This window comes from Chloroflexota bacterium (assembly GCA_016219275.1).
Lineage (GTDB): Bacteria > Chloroflexota > Anaerolineae > UBA4142 > UBA4142 > JACRBM01.
In genome coordinates this window covers 54,189-71,499 of record JACRBM010000045.1, presented here as the reverse complement: position 1 = coordinate 71,499, position 17,311 = coordinate 54,189, and the positions used below count along the sequence as shown (strand labels likewise).

Genomic DNA, 17,311 nt, shown 5'->3' with positions numbered 1-17,311 from the left:
TCGTCTTTGGTTGTCTCGTCCTCGCGTTGTTGGGCAAAGTGTATTTTGGTTAGTGCGATAGTTTGCAGACTATGGCGCGATTGGACTGGGCAACAGCACCAGAGCGCCCTCGCGCGATTTTTCGACGGCGGCGCGCGTAAAGGCAAAGGTGGTGTATCGAACATCGCGCCACAACAACACCTGATCGCTAAAATGTTTGTGGAACGCTTGCCCCGATTGTCCGGTCGTGTCCACGTGCACCGAGTTGTCGAAATTCATCACGTCAATGATTTGACGTTGTGATGTAATGCTCCGCGACGCGTACGGCGCGTTGCTCCGGAGCGAAGTGGCGAACACCGTGTTCACTCCCCCCGGTACGCCAATCGGTCCCGCGTTGAAGATGCGATCCAATGGTTGCACGCTACCCAATGGATGATTGAACGTCGCCGTATGCAAGCGACCCCAGCGCCATTCCACCGGCGCATCGCCGTACTGACTCCCCAGGTAATCCACCGCTTCTGCGAAACTCTTCTTCACCAGCTCATCGCGCCCAGTTGCGCCCCACCAATCGCTCTTGGGATTGTCGAGCAAGCTGAGAGTCGCGCGACGCGAATCATCGCCGGTGCCCAGGTATGCGCGCAACAGTTGATCGTCGCCGAACTTGGGTCCGTACAAATTGCGCGCGAGTCGTTGGTACGTCACTTCAACGATGGTCCCGCCGATGTTGTCAGTCGTCAACCGCCCATCCCATTTTTTCACATACTCCATCGCACGCTCTTGCAAAAATCCTTCGGGCTTGAGCGCGCTCACGTACTTTTGCAATTGCGCGAGCGGAATCGAGTACACGTCCGCTTGAATCGCCGCAATATCGTTCACCGAAAGTTTGTCTTTCGCGTTGAGTAAATCCACGATGCGTTGTTGGCGATACGGCGCTGACCAATCCTGGGTGATCCAGTATTTGTACGAAGGCGGCACAACCGCGTTGTTCGCGGTCGCGATAAAGTGCGTCGGCGGATTGAACACGAACGGCAGTTCGTCGAAGGGAATATACCCTGTCCATTCGTACTCGCCCGCGCCCGACACGGGGACTGCGCCCGTGCCTTTCGTGCGGATCGGTACGTTCCCCGGCATTTGATAGCCGATGTTACCGTCCACATCCGCGTATACAAAATTCTGCGACGGCGCGTCCCACAATTTCAACGCCGCGCGGAATTGCTCCCAGTTTTTCGCGCGATTGATCATCAAGACCGAACCCAGGACGTGACTGCGTTCGCGCAACGCCGTCCACTGCAACGCGACCGGTTTCGTCACACCCGCGAGCACCGGCGTCATAATCGGACCGTGCCGCGTGACCTGCACCTTGAGCGTTTCGGAGATGACGTTCTTGACCTTGATCGGTTCTTCCGCGATGTGAATATCTTCCCACTTGCCATTGAATTTGCTTTGATTTGGATTCTGCGGATTGAATTCTTCGATGAACAAATCTTGTACATCCGGTCCGACATTCGTTACACCCCAGGCGATGCGATCGTTGTGCCCAACGACGACACCAGGCACGCCAGGAAAAGTCACGCCGGCGACGTTGTACGGGCACGCGTCGTTTTGCGGCGCGCAATGCAAACCGACTTGATACCACACCGATGGCATTTGAATGCCGAGGTGTTGATCGCTCGCGAGGATCGGTTTGCCCGTCGTTGATTTTGTTCCGTCAATCACCCAATCGTTCGAACCGATCTCCGGTCCTCGCATACCGAGTGTGGCGTGCAGATCGGCGAGCGCGTTCAAGTCGGGGTTGCCAATTGAATTGAATTCGCCATTCGCCATTCGCCATTCGCTACCGTCAGTTGTGAACTGCCGGTTGTGCGTGGTAAATTCCTTCGCTTCGGGCGGAATGATAAAGGGACCGGCGGCAGGGTAGGGTAGCATCAACTCGCGCGCTTTCGCTTCGCCGAATTTTTCGATCAGCGATTGACGCAATAATTCCGCGTCATAGTTGCCGCCCAGGTTGTACGCCATCACCTTCGCCCACACCAGCGTGTCGAGCGGAACCCAGGGCGCGGGCGTGATGCCGAGAATGGTGTACTCGATTGGTAGATTATCGCGATGCGTTTCGATGAACGCGTTGACGCCGCGCGCGTACGCGTCGAGCACGCGCGTTTCGTCGGCGGTCAACGCGGCGAGGTCGAGCCGCGCCGCGCGCGCCAATCCCATCGTCCGCAAAAACCGATCCTCTTTGATCGTCGCCGCGCCAAACATTTCGGAAAGCGTGCCGCGCCCGATGTGGCGATTATAGTCCATCTGCCAGAGCCGATCCTGGGCTTGTACGTACCCTTGCGCGAAAAATAAATCGTCCTGATTCGCCGCGTAGATATGCGGGATGCCCATCGTATCGCGCACAATTTCGACCCTGGCTTGCACTCCCTTGACTTGAAGTGTGCCCTCAATTTGAGGATGACTCTTGGTGATGAACCAGTAGCCCACGCTCCCGCCGACCACCATCGCCGTGATCAGTCCCAGCGCAATGATTTGTAAAGTTCGTTTCAACAGACGCATCGTCGCCTCCGGCAAAGTTTTGATGTGTATATCACATCGCGTTATTCGCGTCAAGCGACTTGACACCCACACCCAGTTGCGTTACAGTGCCAATCGAAAATTCATCGAGGATGTTTGAATGAAGCTTGAATGGTTTACCGACGCGTCGGTGTTTGATCGAATGGAAGCCGAATGGAACGCGTTACTCGCGCAAAGTGCAAGCGATGTGGTGTTTCTGACGCACGAGTGGCAATCGGTGTGGTGGCGCAATCTCGGCAGGGGCGAATTGCGCGTGATCACGCTGCGCGAAGATGATGGGACGCTCATCGGCATCGCGCCGTTGTTTTCCGAAAAAGGTGACGACGGGCTAAATCATTTGTCGCTCGTCGGTTGTGTGGACGTGTCCGATTATCTCGACGTGATCGCGGCGCGGGGGCGAGAAACTCGCGTGTTCAACGGCTTGCTCGACACACTCGCGCGCGCGGATTTTCCGGCGTGGGACGCGTTGCACCTGTGCACGTTGCCGGCGGCGTCGCCCACGTGCGCGTTGTTGCAAGCTGCCGCGCAGACGCGCGGACTCGAGGTCGAAGCGCGCCGCCACGATGTCGCGCCGATCATCGAACTGCCGGCGACCTGGGACGAATATCTTGCGACGCTTGCCAAGAAAGATCGGCACGAACTGCGCCGTAAACTGCGCCGCATCGAAGAAGCGCCGACCAAGTGGTACGCACTCGGTGCGAACGATGCGGTGGACGCGCCGACTCTCGATTTCATCGAGTTACACAAGACGAGCCGACCCGATAAACATTTGTTCATGGACACGCGGATGCAAGGATTTTTTGTCGAGATCGCGCGAGCATTGCGCGCGCGCGGTTGGTTGTTGCTCCAGTTCCTCGAAATCGAAGGCGCACGCGCGGCGGCGTTGATGAGTTTCGTGTACAATAACGATGTGCTCGTCTACAATTCCGGCTACGATCCGATCAAGTACGGCGCGTTCAGTCCAGGGTTCGTTCTCTTTGCGCGTTCGATTCAGGACGCGATTCAAGCCCAGCGACGCCGGTACGATTTTCTGCGCGGCAGCGAAGAGTACAAGTACCGGTTTGGGGCAAAAGATACGGAGGTGCTTGAACTACATATTCGGAAATAAACGGTAGGGGCGTTCAATTGAACGCCCCTACGACTGTTGTATACACCGCCAACGTTTCTTCCGCCGCGCGTCGCCAGGAAAATTTCCGCGCGTGTGCGATGCCGCGTTCCCGCATCGTCGCGCGGCGCGTTTCATCTGCGAGCACTGCGCGCAACGCATCCGCCCACGCGCGCGCGTCATTCGGCTCGAGCAAAATCCCCGCGTCGCCGATGATCTCCGGCAACGACGACGCGTTCGAGGCAAGCACCGGCGTTCCGCACGCCATTGCCTCAAGCGGCGGCAAACCGAATCCCTCGTACAGCGATGGGAACACGAACGCGCCCGCACGCGAATAGAGCGCGGGCTTGTCCGCTTCGTTCACCCAACCCAGGTATTGAATCGCATCGTCCGGCAAATTTGCTTCGCGCGCGATGCGCCGCGGGTCCGGAAAGAACATTGAATCCTCGCCCAGTTTCACGCCGCTCAACACCAATCGCCAGCCGGCGCGATAAAATTCGTCCAACTGTGCGAACGCTTCGATGATCACGCGCACATTCTTGCGTTGATCGAATCCGCCCAGGTATAGTACGAACTGGTCGGGCAAGGTGTACTTGTCTGCGACCGCGCGCGTATCCGCGACCGGTCGAAATCGCGCGTCGGCGGCAAGGTAGACGACGCGCACGCGCGATTCGGGCACGCGCAACAATCGCACAATGTCGCGCTGGCTACACGTCGAGTCCGCGATGATCGCGTCCGCGCGACGCGCACTCAACGCGGCGAGTTGCGTGTACGCGCGCACGAGGAGCGAACCGCGATAGAGCGGAAGCAACATTGGAATCAAATCGTGAATCGTGACGACGGTGCGCGTGCCGGGAAAAAGCGCCGAGCCAAAGTACGGCACGTGCGCGAGGTCGGCGCGTTCGCGTTGGCACGCGCGCGGAAACGCGATTTGCTCGAACCAGACTTTGGCGAGATTCTCGGCGAACGACGGCTGACCGCCGACCGCCGCGGGTTCGATTAACTCGTACTCATTCGACGTGTCGAGTTCTTGCAACGCATTGAACAACGCGCGCAGATATTGCCCGCTTCCCGTATTCGGTTGATTCCAGAAATTGGCGTTGAAGATGATTTTCATTTGGTTGATTCGTGTGTCCAGTGAGAGATGTGAGCCGCAGATGAACACAGATTCGCACAGATAATTTTTCTGTGTCCATCTGTGTTCATCTGTGGCTTTTCCGAAATACATCTATTTCATTTCATCAATCGCTTGCCGACCGCGAACAACAACGCGCCGAGCGGATCAATCTCACCCACGTCGCAAAAATTCAAATCGTACGAGTGATCGGAAAGTGTCGGGGGACCCCAATTCACCTTGAGTCGCAAAACGTTTTCGCCTTCGCCAAGTTTTACTTGGAGCGAGTCCACGCGTTCGGCGGAGTCCGGCGCGATGTTGACGCGGCGCGAAAAAATCTCTTGGTCGTTCAGATACGCGGTCAATTGCGCGTTTTCAAACGACGAGCGCAAATCGTTGATGAGCCATAGTTCCCCGCGCACAACATCGCCCGCGCGGCGCGGTACGAGTGGATAATCGAATGACGCAAGCACCGGTGAATAAAGTTTTTGTAGTTCATAGTACGCGCGTTTCGGCGCGCCGTAATAATCCACGACGCTCCACGAAATCGCAGTCCACGGATCGTTGAACTGCCAGATCGCGACGCCGGTTGTTTGGGGTTTGCGCCGGCGTATATGCTCGATCGCGATTTGCAAAGCGAATGCCTGCGCGTGCTGCGTGGCTTCGACGAACTCATCCAAAGAATTCGTAGACCCCACCCCCGCCCTTCCCTTGCCAAGGGGAGGGTGAATAACGGATGCCGCATATCGTCCCAGTTTTTTCAAATCGCCGCGATGATATTCCCAGAGTGGATGCGGCGCGGACAGTGCGCCCTCCGGCAAAAATTTTTGGAGCGATTCAAGGTTCGGCATCGCTTGCAAACCAAACTCGCTGAGAAACGGCGTGCGGTCGTGGCGATAATCGCGCAGGTTGGCAACGCGATGCCACACGCTCCAGTTGTGCGATTCGTCGCGGTACGGCGAGGCGGGCTTGAATGGACGCGTACCATCCTTGTCCTTGACGACGCCGCGCAATTTTTTCACGACTGCCGCGTTGCCGCGAGTGTTGAACTCGTTGCCGCCGCACCACACGACGAGCGACGGATGATGGCGGAGCACGCGCACGATGCCGCTGGCTTCGTCGCGCACGAGTTGGAGAAACGCGCGGTCGCGCGGAAACCGGTCGAGAATCGCGCCGGCGAATGGAAATTCCTGCCAGACGAGAATCCCCATCTCGTCGCACAGATCGTAGAACGCGCGCTTTTCGCGCAAACCTCCACCCCACACGCGCAGAAAATTGATATTCGCGTCGCGCGCTTGTTTGAGTCGCGCCGTGTAATCGTCGCGCGTCAAGCGTCCTGGGATCGCGTCGAGTGGCACCCAGTTCGCGCCGCGCAGAAATTCGCGCTGACCGTTGACGACGAATTGCCAGGGTTCTGAACTGCCGGGCGAACGCGTGAGTTCAAAATCGCGGATGCCGAAAGAGGAAGTAAGGGAATCAAACCCCACCCCTTCCCTCCCCTTGGCAAGGGGAGGGTGAGGGAGGGGTGATTCTTCTTTTGTAATGATTATTTCGATTTCGTACAGGTTCGGATCGCCGCGATCCCAGGGTTGCCACAGTTGCGCGTTCTCCAGGTCGAACGTGATCTCGCGCACCTGGTCGCCGCGTGAGAGGCGCACGTCAAACTCGCAAGTTGTCACATCGCCCGAAAAATTTTTACCGCGCGCAGTCGCAATAATCCGCGCATCCTGTTCGCGATCCGAATCCAAATGCAGGACGACGGACACTCTGGCTACTTTTTGCTTTTGGTTTTTTACTTTCGGCTTGATCCACGCGTTGTGAATGAACACCGAGCGTACGAGCACGACGCGCGCATCGTCCCAGATGCCGCACGTTCGCAAGCGCGGCGCGAAATCCCAGCCGAATTGCATTTGACATTTCAGCGTCGCGTACCGATCGGGAAACGGTACGTCGGGCGGGCGAAACAGCGGCGCGATCACGCGCGCCCAGAGTTTTTGCGCGATTGTTTTTTGCAACCTGGGAAGCGCATCTGAACCCCAGACGCGAATTGCGAGTTGCGAATTGCGAACTGCGCGCGAATTGGCTGACTGGATTTCACACACTTGCGATGAAAACATTCCGACGTGACGTCCCAATTGCTCGCCGCGCCAAAACACCGCGCTTTGATAATCAATCCCGTCGAAAATCAAAAACGCGCGTTCGTCCTTTTCCAACTCTAACTCGGACTCTAAACTTCTTGCATACCACCAATCGCGCGCGTCAACCCACTGCGAGTCCTCATTGTTCGCGCCAAAGAACGGATCGCTGATTTTGCCTGCGCGGATCAAATCGAGCCGCACATCGCCGGGAACCTGGGCGGGCAACCACTCGCTCACATCGCCAAGGTCGTTGACATCGCCGAACGGTTTTTGTTCAACCGAACCGACGCGCCACATGGAATCGTTGAGGGAAATTATTTTTCGCGTCATTCGTTTATTGGTTCAATCCAATCGTTGTCACCACATTGCGACGACGCGGCGCGCGCCGCGCGGCAGACGCACGGTCTTGCCGTCCATCACGATGCCATCCTCGTCGCCGCCAACCTCGCGGAGCGTAAACGGCAAATTCCATTCGATGTACTCGGGCGCATCGCGCCACACGGCATTGACGACGAGCGTCGCCGTGCGTTCGCCAAACGCGATCGTGAAACTCACGTTGCCAAAGTACGTCGGTGCGTCTCGAACTTGGATGACGTTCATCTCGGCAGTCCAATCCTCCGGCAATGCCGGCGTGATGACGAGATGCTTGTCTTCTTCAAACAGCAACGCGTTGCGAACGGCGAGCAGAAAATCGGCGACCGCCCAACCGTGATGCCCGTCACCCATTCCACCGCGCCGCGTGAGCGGGTGAATCCCTTCCGCCCACGTGAACGTCGGCGAGGCGTGCCGCAAGACCCAGTTGATCGTTTTCCACGCGTCCGGATTCCGTTGCAGGAGCAAGCATTGCGCGACGTGGAGCGAGAGGTACGTGCCGAACGCAGAATGCCCGACGTGATTGAAATACGCGTCTTCCATCCACGCAACTTGATGGAGCGCGGTGAGCGTGTCCACGATGCGCGGGTCGTGCGCGGCGAACAAATGGAGCGGGTGGAGCGCGACGAGCGAGCCGATCATCGCTGCGTCGAGCCGGCGGTACGGCGACGCGGGCATCGCGGCGCGACCGAGACGCGCGACATTCGTCGCGAGCGAAGCATCCAGGTCGGCGCGGAACGCATCGAAATTCGCGCGTAATTTTTTCGCGTCGTTCTCTTGTTGCAGCCACTCGGCGATGAGCGCGGCATCGCGCAGACCGGCAAGTCCCCAAAAATTGTCCCAGTAAAAAAAATCGCTCGGTCCTAAATGTTCCGCGCTCGGTCCCGGTGGGAATAATCCATAATGCGCGGTCTTGCGTTCTTTGTCTTTCGTCGTTTGTCGCTTCGAGTTGATCCACGACGCCAGGCGCAGAATCATCCAATAATTGCCGGACAACAAGCCCGTATCGCCGCTGAGTCGCGCGTGTTCGAGCATCGTCCAAATTGCCGCGCCGTTCGAATCCCACTCGCCTTCGGTCGCGTTGAAAAAGCCATCCTTTTGCACACGGCGCGCAAATCGCTCGATGACTTGCTCGGCTTGGTCGTGATAACCGAGTTTGTCGAGCGCGTTCAACAAGTACGCCGCATCGCGCATCCAGAACTGGTGATAGGTGAAGGGTCCGGGTGTGATCGTTTGCCCGTCGTGCAGGAGAAGGAGAAATGCCTTGTTCGCATCGAACGCGTTTTGTAGGTGCTCGTCCGGCAAACGTACGCGCATGCCGTAATTGAGTTGTTCGCGCCAGGTCGCTATGACGTTGGCGCGCGACTGGTCTGGGTCTAGAATTGCGAATTGTGAATTGCGAATTGCGTTGTCGTCGTCATTATCCGCGCGGATGCTGGGTGTCATCGGCATTTGCGCGGTGAGCGTCTTGCTTTCGCCCGCGCCCAGTTCGAGGTGATATGCGGCGATGGCGTTGCCAAGTCCGGCATCGCAATGAATTTGTGTCGCGTTATTCAAATTCGGCAGTGCGAGCGCGACATCGCCGTTTGCCAGGTTGGAGCACGCGACAGCATCAGGTGGAGGCAAAATCACTCCGAGTGCGTGGTTGACCAGGAACGCGCCATTTCCCTCATTTCCCTTTTCTCCCTCCCTCCGCTCCAGTTCACTCACCAAACTCACGCCCTCTGGATTGAACGGACGAATCGCGAGGTAAAGTGATGCGTGATGCGTGTTGTGTGAAGGGTTTTCGACCGTGATGTTTTCGACGATCCATTCGCCGGATTCCTCGACGGCGAAAGATTCGAGGCGCACGCGCAAATCGCCGGCGCGAAATATGGTGACGATGATCGGTAAATTTTCGTGGAGCGATTGGACGACGGCATCGTCGGGCAAGCGTGAGGGCGCATAGAGTTTTCCATCTACAGCCAACCACACATCGAGCGACCAGCCATCGAGCCAGGGCGTCACGAGTCCGCGCGGGTCAACGATCGCTTCGCGCTCGCGCGCCCGGTTGCCGATCATCGTCCAATCGCGATGCGTATAGTTGATCGTGTACAGGTTGAATCCGCGCGGGATGAACCCAGGATCGCGTGGATCGAATTGGCGTTCCGCCCAGTACGGCAAGATCCAATCGCGGTTGCTCGGAAAAAATTCATTGTTCGCCCAGCCGCGCATCACCAAGCGCGCGCCAATCGGAATCAACTCGGCGGGGAAGGGCAGCCGCGTCTCCGCGCCGCGCCCGATGCGTCCGCTCGCAAAAAATCGGTCGAGCGCGTCGCCGGGAACGTGAAAACGCGCGGCGATGAATTTCAAAATTGTCTGAGAGAATGACATGGTTGACCTCGCGCCGACATTTTACACGATAACTCGCGTGACAACAAACGAGCACGCGTATCGCGTCGTCACTTGCCCAGTTTGTAAGAAAAACCAAAGCGCGGTATAATAATCGAGGAATCAAGAACGGCATCTCTGGCATGACACGACGTATCGTCATGGTGCGCTGATACAGTGCTCACGACGATACGTCATCTTTTGAAGGACGGCAATGGCAGGTTTGGATTTTTGGCAAACGATTGGCACAACGAGCGCCGACGTGGAACATTTGTATGCGCTCATTTTGGAACGTGGCGCGCCGGTGGCAAGCCGCGAATTGGCAACCCATTTGATCGAGTGGCGGGTGCGCGAAGAAGAACGTCGCATCGCGGAGAGCGCGGCTCGCGGCGCACCGTTGTATCAACCGAAACAAAGTTATGCAGTTGGACAACACCTGCTCTTTTCCGTGTTCGATGATCGCGAAGGTGAAATCGTCCACGTGCGCGCGGGTGAGAATGCGCGCTATGGCAATTTCAAGGTGATTGCCGTGCAATTCGATGGTGAAGCCGGCGTACGCGAATTTGCCGCCGACTATCCGGCGACGCATCCGTTGAATCAAGACCCCGCGCCCTTGCTCGAATCCTTGTCCGGCGCGGAGCAAGCCGTTATCGAACACGGCGACGCAGTGACCGCACGTTTGATTCAACGCTTGAGCGGCGAAAAGGAATTCGTGCGGATCGAAGAGGGTTGGTATCTGCGCGGACTCTTACCGCAAATTCACGATGGGCATTTGAATCTGGCGGAAGCCGCGATCGAGCAGGCGAACGACGCGCAATCTACGGCGGAGTTGCTCAAGATCATGGATTTGCCGCCGACCGCGAAAAAGAACGCGTCGGTGTACGCGCTCAATCTCGCGCTGGCGAGCGACACGCGCTTTGACGAGGTGGGACCCAGCAACGAGCCGCGTTGGTATCTGACGCGTTTGGAATTGCCCGAATCGCGCGAGCGTCCGGCGATTCTCCAAGCCGCGCCAGCGCGCGCGTTAACCTTGCCCGACGAATTGGAAACGGTTGCCGCGGAATTGCACGACGAGACCGACACGAACGGAAATGGAAACCACCCCGCCGCCCCACGCGATGAAGTGACGCTCGTCCTCACGTATCCGCATCGCCGCGCCGGCACATTGCCGATGACGCCGGCGGTGCGCGCGCTCGTGCCCGCCTTCACGCGCCCGCGGCTCAAGATCACGCTGGTAGATTCGATCATGGGTGGCAAGCTCATCGCGTTCGCGGTGAACGATGGACAGTACATCGCGGGCATGGCAAATTGGTTCGCCGCGCACAAGCTCGCGCCCGGCGCGTACGTGACGCTCAAGCGCACCGCCGACCCGCTGACCTTGCATCTCGAATATCAACCGCAACGCGAGCGTAGTTTGTGGGTGCGCGTCGCGCGCGGGCTGAATGGGAAATTGACGTTCGCGCAAGAACGCCGTCCGGTCGCGCACAAGTACGACGAGGACATGCTCATTCTCGTCAACGATCCACCCAGCATTGACGCGGTCGCGCAATCGCTGCGCGATCAACGCCTCGGCGCACTCCTCGAAGAAATTTTTCCGGAACTCGCGAAACTGAGCGGAGCGGGGCGCGTTCACGCCAAGACGTTGTACAGCGCGGTGAATCTGGTGCGGCGCGCGGGACCACGCACGGTCCTCGGCGCGCTCACCGAAAGTCGCGCGATTACTTCGGTGGGCGGCGGCTATTTCGTCTTGAGCGAAGACGCGCGCCGCTAGGAGTCTGCCGGAGAGACCGACAGAAACCAGGTTTCTCAAAGAAACCTGGTTTCTCCGACACAATACCTTCGCCAATCAAAAACTGAATGCAAAATCGTGGGGCAATTTTCCAAAATTGCCAAACAGAATCCGCGTTTGGCGAAGGTGTTGTCCGACAAGCTGCTGGATTAATTTCTATAACCTGGATATTGATAACTAACCATGGCACCTATCGCAAGACCAGACACCAAAACACGTTTTCGGATTGATCTCGATTGGTTCACGCAGAACGGACGCGATTTGCGCGAGGAGATGCACGCGCTCTTGTGTGACGAATGCCGCGCGCGCTATCCCAGTTTGGCGGAAACGCCGACGATTGATCGCATTCATCCCAAGACCGCGGAAGTGACGCGCGTCGACGCGCTGTGGGAATCTCTCGCCGATCATTGCGGACGCTTGCCAACGTACATCACCCCGGCGACGCCATTAACGGCTGGGATCTTTCGCGCGCTGTTGGCGAATGGCAACAACCCAATGACGCCGGAGCAATTGCATCGGCGCATCGGCAAGAACAATGCGGCGGGCATTTTGCGCCTCTTGCTCAGCGCTCAAGTCGAAAATGGCGTCGTGTCGGTGGAAGACAAGACTTGAGTTTGACACGCGCGGCAATCGCGCTATAATAATGCCGCAGCCCAAGTGAATGCCCCGGTGGCGGAATTGGCATACGCGGCAGTTTGAGGGGCTGTGCCGAAAGGCGTGAGAGTTCAAGTCTCTCCCGGGGCATCCCATCACAAGAATCGTCACTTTCCGAGTGGCGATTCTTGTTTTTTGAGACCCCCCAAAAAATTTTTCGCTGGGGGGCAAAAACCGCCCCCCAGACCCCCCAAGAAAAACAGGGGACAGAAATCAGAAATCAGAAATCAGGAAGCAGAACCAAGCCCTGGGAAAGACTCGGCAACGCGAAACCCGAGCCTGCTGCTACGGCTATGAGGATCGAAGTGGGGGCGGTACGCACAACGCGCGCCATCTTGATGGATGCCCCAAGACCCGCCACGAAGGACGCGGCGTTCGTAGTTACCAGAACCAGCATCCCTTCTCAACAAGCGTACCATAATTGAACGTTTCGGTTCTTTCCAAATTAGTTGCTCTCTGCCATCATCAGGTTTGTACGGGTAGGGAGAATACAAACTATTACACCACTCCCATACATTCCCTGCCATGTCGAACGCACCGCATGGACTTGCCCCATCGGTGTAAATTCCGACAGGCGTTGTCATGCCGATCTGGGATTCACTTGTGTTGCATTTGTCTTTGCTAAATTCGTTTCCCCAAGGATACTCGCGCGCATCCGTTCCGCGCGCAGCTTTTTCCCACTCGGCTTCGGATGGCAAACGATACTGCTTGCCCGTCTTCTTGCCAAGCCATTGGCAGTACGCTTGAGCATCTTGCCAGGAGATGATCACTACCGGATGATTGGCTTCTCCGGTTCGGTAAGTATTCTCATTCCACCGAGCCGGTGCGGCATGTCCGGTCTCATCCACAAACCGTTTGTACTCCGCGTTCGTCACCGGGTATTTGCCGATGCGGTACGCGGGAAGGGCAACGCGATGTTGAGGTTTTTCATCTTCTTCACCAGACTCGCTTCCCATCACAAATTCCCCAGCGGGCACAGTAACCAGTTCTGGTTCAAGATGGTCAAAACGCGGATCGCCGATTTTGCCGAGCGCCTGCGCGGCAGTGTATCGGACTTGCCAAACGGTATCTTGCTCTGCGATTTGGACAAATACCGGCGCTGAATCGGGCGAGGCAATATCCTTCAAAATTTCGATAACGCGGACGCGCATACTCTCCTCGCCCGCACGCGCCAAATCGCACAAACTGTTTAGCACTGTTTGGCGCACCGGCAAGTCAATCTGGGTTCGCTCGATGAGGCAGTGTCCAGCGACGAGCCACGCCTCGGTCTGCGTTTTGGCGTGCGCGATGAGTTTCTGCACAATGGGCGTGGCTTGCTGTGTGATGCCCACGTACAACAACAACACTTCTTCCCACGCCGGATTGAGCAAGTTGTCGAGCAAGAGCGGATATAGGTTCGTGTCTTCCTTGATCGTAACGGCGGCAAGATATTCCTGAAACGTGAGGTGCGAAAACGTAACGAGTGGTTCGCCCGCGTCGTCCAGCCCCAGTTCGAGCAAGATACCGCTTTCGGCTTTGATGCCTTCGAGCCAAGCCGTAGCTTTGTGTTGGCACGCGCCGCGCCGCTGGACCGCGTCGCTGGGCAAGTTGGTTAGCATTGCCGGCAGTTGCCCTGCAATCAATTCTTCCGCGCGCGCGCGGCGGATAGGGATTTGCCCGGTGTCGGCGCGCGTGCGCTGTTTTTGCATTTCGAGCGCGATCGTTTGCAAAAGAACGATTTTTTGCGGCGGCGATAGTTCGCTATCATCGCTGGCTTGAATGTTCAACTCATCACGCGAATGTTTCCGCCATTTCGCCGCGAGGATTTCGACGCAATCGCGGTACAAAATGTGCCGATCTTCCGGCAGAGCGAGTTTGACCGAGTGATCCAACACGATCAGCGAAAGCAAGAGTGGATTTTCCGCGAGACTGTGTAGGCGTGGATTGCGCCGAATTTCGCCAAGCAGCGTATTAGCTTTGGTCGCGGCGCGGCGTTCCGCGAGTTCGGCTTCGGATGCAGAGCGGTTGCGGCTTTCATTGAGCGCGATCGCGCGATAGCGTTGGCGGACGAGCGATTGAATGTCCCTGTCGGTTAATTCTTGAACCTTCAGCGCAGTAAACCCGCACGTATCGAGTTGTCCCTCGTATCCGACGATGCGCGTCGTTACAACCATGCGATTTTTTGCGTTTGGAAACTGATTGAGCAAGCCCGAAATGTGTTGCGCCATTTGTTGGCGCGCCGTGCGGTTTCCCAATTCGTCGAACGCATCGAGTAAGATGATGCACCCGCCGCGTTTCAATCGCCGTTCGAAAAAGCCGGACGGACAGCGATCAACCACCTCGCGGCTAAATTCCTCGGGGCAAGTATCCAATAGTGTGCGCGCCTTGTCCCAGTTTGCCACGTGCGCGTGCCGTCCGAGCGAAACGAAGATCGGAAAAGGGCGAACTTTCCAGCCAAGCCGATCATACGCCGCATTGCGGTCGTCGCCCTCGCGCGGTTTGTTGCGGAGCGCACGCGCACAGGTGACAGCGATATATTTCATCAACGTTGTCTTGCCAGAACCTGGGTCGCCGCGAATGACGAGACGCGGGTGTTGTTCAATCGCGCGACCGATGTTGCTGTACGGTCGTTCATCGTCCGGGCGATAACGTGTGGGGACGAAACGCGACCACCACACGCGCTTGTCCCGGCGCAAAACGCGATCGGGTGATTTGGCATCCGGCACGCCCTCGCCAGCCGCGCCGCCCGGCGTTACCGCGAGTGCGACGTACACCTTTTCCAGTTCAGCAAGTTGCTTTTGCTCGCCGGTTGTAACCGCAACATTCGACGGTAGTTGTCCCAGGTAACGATGGCGAAAAATGATCCAGTCGAGGTACTTGCGCTCGAATTGATAATCTTGCCAGCGTCCGCCGGCAAATGCGCCAACTGCTTCACTTGCCTTTTGCAATAGACGCACGAGCCAGGGCCACACATCCCGCGCAAGATATCCAATAATGAAAACCGTTATTCCTACGACAAGCGGATTTTTGCCCCAGTCTTCAAGAAATTTGACAAACTCATTCCACCACTGATTGAACATTCATCACCTCTATCTTGTTCGAGGGATGCCCTGCCCCAACGTTCACCCCACTCGCGCGAGATTACCAGAGGGGGCAGAGCGATTGTTATTTGGCTGACCACCTCACCCCCGCCCTCTCCTACGCGGAGAGGGCGAAAGCGGGGGTTCAGCCGGGAACGAACCTGTCCTTCCCAATGCGAGTCGCGACGGCGCGTCGTGTGCCGCAAAGCGGACGACCCGCCGGATTTCTGCCTCGCATCTCGGAACGATTCGGCAACGCGAAACCCGATATTGTTGTTACGGCTATGAGGATTGTTGTGGTTGCGGTACGCACAACGCGCGTTATCTAGATGGTTGTTCCATGACCCGCCACGTTTAGCGTTCGGTTCGTCCCCGCGTATATTTCCTGGCAAAGGCGCTTGCGCGAAACCTTTGCCAGGTTTACGCCGATTTCTTTTGCCACCCGCCCAACAGCCGCCCCACTTCTTCAGTCAGGCGGGCGACACGCGCGTACCCGCGCGGATCGAGTAATTTCAGATCGGTTGCCAGCCGCAAATGCAAGCGCAGTTCGGCGAGTTCGAGGTCGGCTTGGTGCAACGCCTCGCCGCGCGCGTTGGCGGTGCGCGATTTTGCGGCGGCGATGAGCGCGCGTTGCAGATCGAACGCGCACGTTTGGATGCGGCTCGCCAATGAAAAGCGATACTCGCGCGGAAACTTGAGCGTGCGCGGCAAGAGCCACGCGTTGAGATCGTGCATTTTGACAAAGATCGGTGAATCGGGCAAGGGCTACCTCGTTTTCCTCACGGGCGTAAAGTCAGTTCGCCCCTCACCTCAATCCTCTCCCCGTAGGGCGTGGAGGCAAATTCCCTCTCCCTACCAGGGAGAGGGCTAGGGTGAGGGTCGCTAATGCGACTTAAAGCTCCTCGTTTACCGCACGGGCGAGCCGCCCGTGCCACGGTCAATCCGCCAGCGCAATCGGCGAAGCCGTCAGAATTTTTTTGCGCAGGCGGTACGTGTCGCCGTGCGCCGCGTGCGCGACCCAGGACTGGGTACGCGTCGTCCAATTCTCCAGCGACAACTCGCCGCGCGCATACGCGATGGTTTGCGCGCGGAAGCGGCGCATGAATGCGCGCACATTGTCGCGCTTGAGCCGGCGATGCGTTGGAAAAATGCGCCAGCCCAGGAACGGAATGCCATCGGCGACGCGGCGCACGAGCGTTTTGCCGGGATGCACGACGAGACGCAATGCTTGCAAAAACTCGACGAGGCGCGCTTTCCATTCCCACAACCTGGTTTTGTCGTCGGCGAACAGAACGAAATCGTCCACGTAGCGCACGTACGCCGCGCACTTCAATTCGCGTTTGACGAATTGGTCGAGTTCGTTGAGATACACGTTCGCCCAAAACTGGGACGTGAGATTGCCAATCGGCAAACCGCGCGGGCGACTTGGCGCAAAGAGATCGTCGCCGGGAAACCACTGCATCCGATACTGCGCGCGATGCACGTCCGCGCCGCTGGCGAGAATCTGGTCAATCAGCCATAACGTTGGCGCGTCGGCGATGGTGCGCGCGAGAATGCCGCGCAAAATCGCGTGGTCAATTGAGGGAAAGCACTGGACGATGTCGGCTTGCAGAACGTACGGGTGGCGTTGCGCGAAATACTGCGCGCGGTCTATCGCGCGGTGCGTGCCTTTTTCCTTGCGGTTGGCGTACGAGTCGTCAATGAATTTGCGTTCGAGGATCGGCTCGATGAGATTGCAGAGCGCGTGATGTACCACACGATCACGGAACGGTGCGGCAGAGACCAAGCGGCGTTTCGCATCGCCCAGGCGAAAACTGGTGTACGCGCCGGGCTGGTACGTTTGCGCGCGCAACTCGTCTTGCAGGCGCAGTAATTCCGCTTCGGCGTTGAACTCGAACTGATAGACCTGGCGCTTGGCGCGTTTGCCGCGCCGCGCATCGCGGTACGCGGTGTAGAGATTTTGAAACGCGCAGATGCGCGGGTAGAGGTGTTTGTAGGTTTTCATCGTGTCCTGTCATGGCGAGAATATTTGCCGCGTCGCGCGGCTGTTCGGGAAATTCCGACCCTCACCCGATGGCGCGACATTAAAGTGGCATAGACGCCGCAGCAAAGGCGCGCCATCGCCTCTCCCTGTGAGGGAGAGGGGGATGTGCCTCCTCC

At 57.7% G+C, this 17,311-nt stretch carries 10 protein-coding genes and 1 tRNA gene; 4 read left to right on the top strand and 7 right to left on the bottom strand.

Annotated features, from left to right (window positions below; genetic code table 11):
• Nucleotides 1–69: 69 nt before the first annotated feature.
• Entirely contained in the window at nt 70–2,532 is a 2,463-nt protein-coding gene (locus HY868_11980) for a penicillin acylase family protein (GenBank protein ID MBI5302846.1), read from the bottom strand.
• Nucleotides 2,533–2,650: 118 nt separating this feature from the next.
• Here HY868_11980 and HY868_11975 point away from each other — a divergent pair, with 118 nt between their 5' ends.
• A complete protein-coding gene (locus HY868_11975) occupies nt 2,651–3,658 on the top strand; it encodes a GNAT family N-acetyltransferase (GenBank protein ID MBI5302845.1) in 1,008 nt (335 codons plus the stop codon).
• Nucleotides 3,659–3,671: 13 nt separating this feature from the next.
• Here HY868_11975 and HY868_11970 read toward each other — a convergent pair whose 3' ends face one another.
• The 3 genes from HY868_11970 to HY868_11960 form a co-directional block, all read right to left on the bottom strand.
• Nucleotides 3,672–4,772 carry a glycosyltransferase family 4 protein gene (locus tag HY868_11970; GenBank protein MBI5302844.1) on the bottom strand — a complete coding sequence of 367 codons (1,101 nt, stop codon included), beginning with the start codon at nt 4,770–4,772 and terminating at the stop codon, nt 3,672–3,674.
• A gap of 116 nt (nt 4,773–4,888) precedes the next feature.
• Nucleotides 4,889–7,237, bottom strand: coding sequence for a hypothetical protein (locus HY868_11965; GenBank protein ID MBI5302843.1), 2,349 nt, complete (start codon nt 7,235–7,237; stop codon nt 4,889–4,891).
• Nucleotides 7,238–7,264: 27 nt separating this feature from the next.
• Nucleotides 7,265–9,652, bottom strand: a complete 2,388-nt coding sequence (locus HY868_11960) for a hypothetical protein (protein MBI5302842.1) — start codon at nt 9,650–9,652, stop codon at nt 7,265–7,267.
• A 211-nt stretch (nt 9,653–9,863) separates the two neighbouring features.
• Between HY868_11960 and HY868_11955 the strand changes: the two genes are divergently transcribed.
• The 3 genes from HY868_11955 (at nt 9,864) to HY868_11945 (ending at nt 12,182) form a co-directional block, all read left to right on the top strand.
• On the top strand, nt 9,864–11,420 hold the full coding sequence (locus HY868_11955; protein MBI5302841.1) for a hypothetical protein: 1,557 nt from the start codon (nt 9,864–9,866) through the stop codon (nt 11,418–11,420).
• Nucleotides 11,421–11,621: 201 nt separating this feature from the next.
• The gene (locus tag HY868_11950) at nt 11,622–12,050 is read left to right on the top strand and encodes a hypothetical protein (protein ID MBI5302840.1); all 429 of its coding nucleotides are present in this window, start codon (nt 11,622–11,624) and stop codon (nt 12,048–12,050) included.
• Nucleotides 12,051–12,101: 51 nt separating this feature from the next.
• Nucleotides 12,102–12,182: transfer RNA gene (locus HY868_11945), tRNA-Leu, on the top strand.
• Between the two features lie 137 nt (nt 12,183–12,319).
• On the opposite strand, the gene HY868_11940 is transcribed toward HY868_11945, so the two are convergent.
• From HY868_11940 to HY868_11930, 3 genes are all read right to left on the bottom strand, one after another.
• Entirely contained in the window at nt 12,320–15,151 is a 2,832-nt protein-coding gene (locus HY868_11940; protein ID MBI5302839.1) for an SUMF1/EgtB/PvdO family nonheme iron enzyme, read from the bottom strand.
• Nucleotides 15,152–15,571: 420 nt separating this feature from the next.
• The gene (avd, locus tag HY868_11935; GenBank protein MBI5302838.1) at nt 15,572–15,913 is read right to left on the bottom strand and encodes a diversity-generating retroelement protein Avd; all 342 of its coding nucleotides are present in this window, start codon (nt 15,911–15,913) and stop codon (nt 15,572–15,574) included.
• 175 nt (nt 15,914–16,088) lie between these two features.
• On the bottom strand, nt 16,089–17,156 hold the full coding sequence (locus tag HY868_11930; GenBank protein ID MBI5302837.1) for a group II intron reverse transcriptase domain-containing protein: 1,068 nt from the start codon (nt 17,154–17,156) through the stop codon (nt 16,089–16,091).
• Between the last annotated feature and the right edge of the window lie 155 nt (nt 17,157–17,311).

Coding starts and splice junctions, on each gene's coding strand:
- HY868_11980 (MBI5302846.1), bottom strand. CDS start 2,532: ATGCGTCTGTTGAAACGAACTTTACAAATCATTGCGCTGGGACTGATC.
- HY868_11975 (MBI5302845.1), top strand. CDS start 2,651: ATGAAGCTTGAATGGTTTACCGACGCGTCGGTGTTTGATCGAATGGAA.
- HY868_11970 (MBI5302844.1), bottom strand. CDS start 4,772: ATGAAAATCATCTTCAACGCCAATTTCTGGAATCAACCGAATACGGGA.
- HY868_11965 (MBI5302843.1), bottom strand. CDS start 7,237: ATGACGCGAAAAATAATTTCCCTCAACGATTCCATGTGGCGCGTCGGT.
- HY868_11960 (MBI5302842.1), bottom strand. CDS start 9,652: ATGTCATTCTCTCAGACAATTTTGAAATTCATCGCCGCGCGTTTTCAC.
- HY868_11955 (MBI5302841.1), top strand. CDS start 9,864: ATGGCAGGTTTGGATTTTTGGCAAACGATTGGCACAACGAGCGCCGAC.
- HY868_11950 (MBI5302840.1), top strand. CDS start 11,622: ATGGCACCTATCGCAAGACCAGACACCAAAACACGTTTTCGGATTGAT.
- HY868_11940 (MBI5302839.1), bottom strand. CDS start 15,151: ATGTTCAATCAGTGGTGGAATGAGTTTGTCAAATTTCTTGAAGACTGG.
- HY868_11930 (MBI5302837.1), bottom strand. CDS start 17,156: ATGAAAACCTACAAACACCTCTACCCGCGCATCTGCGCGTTTCAAAAT.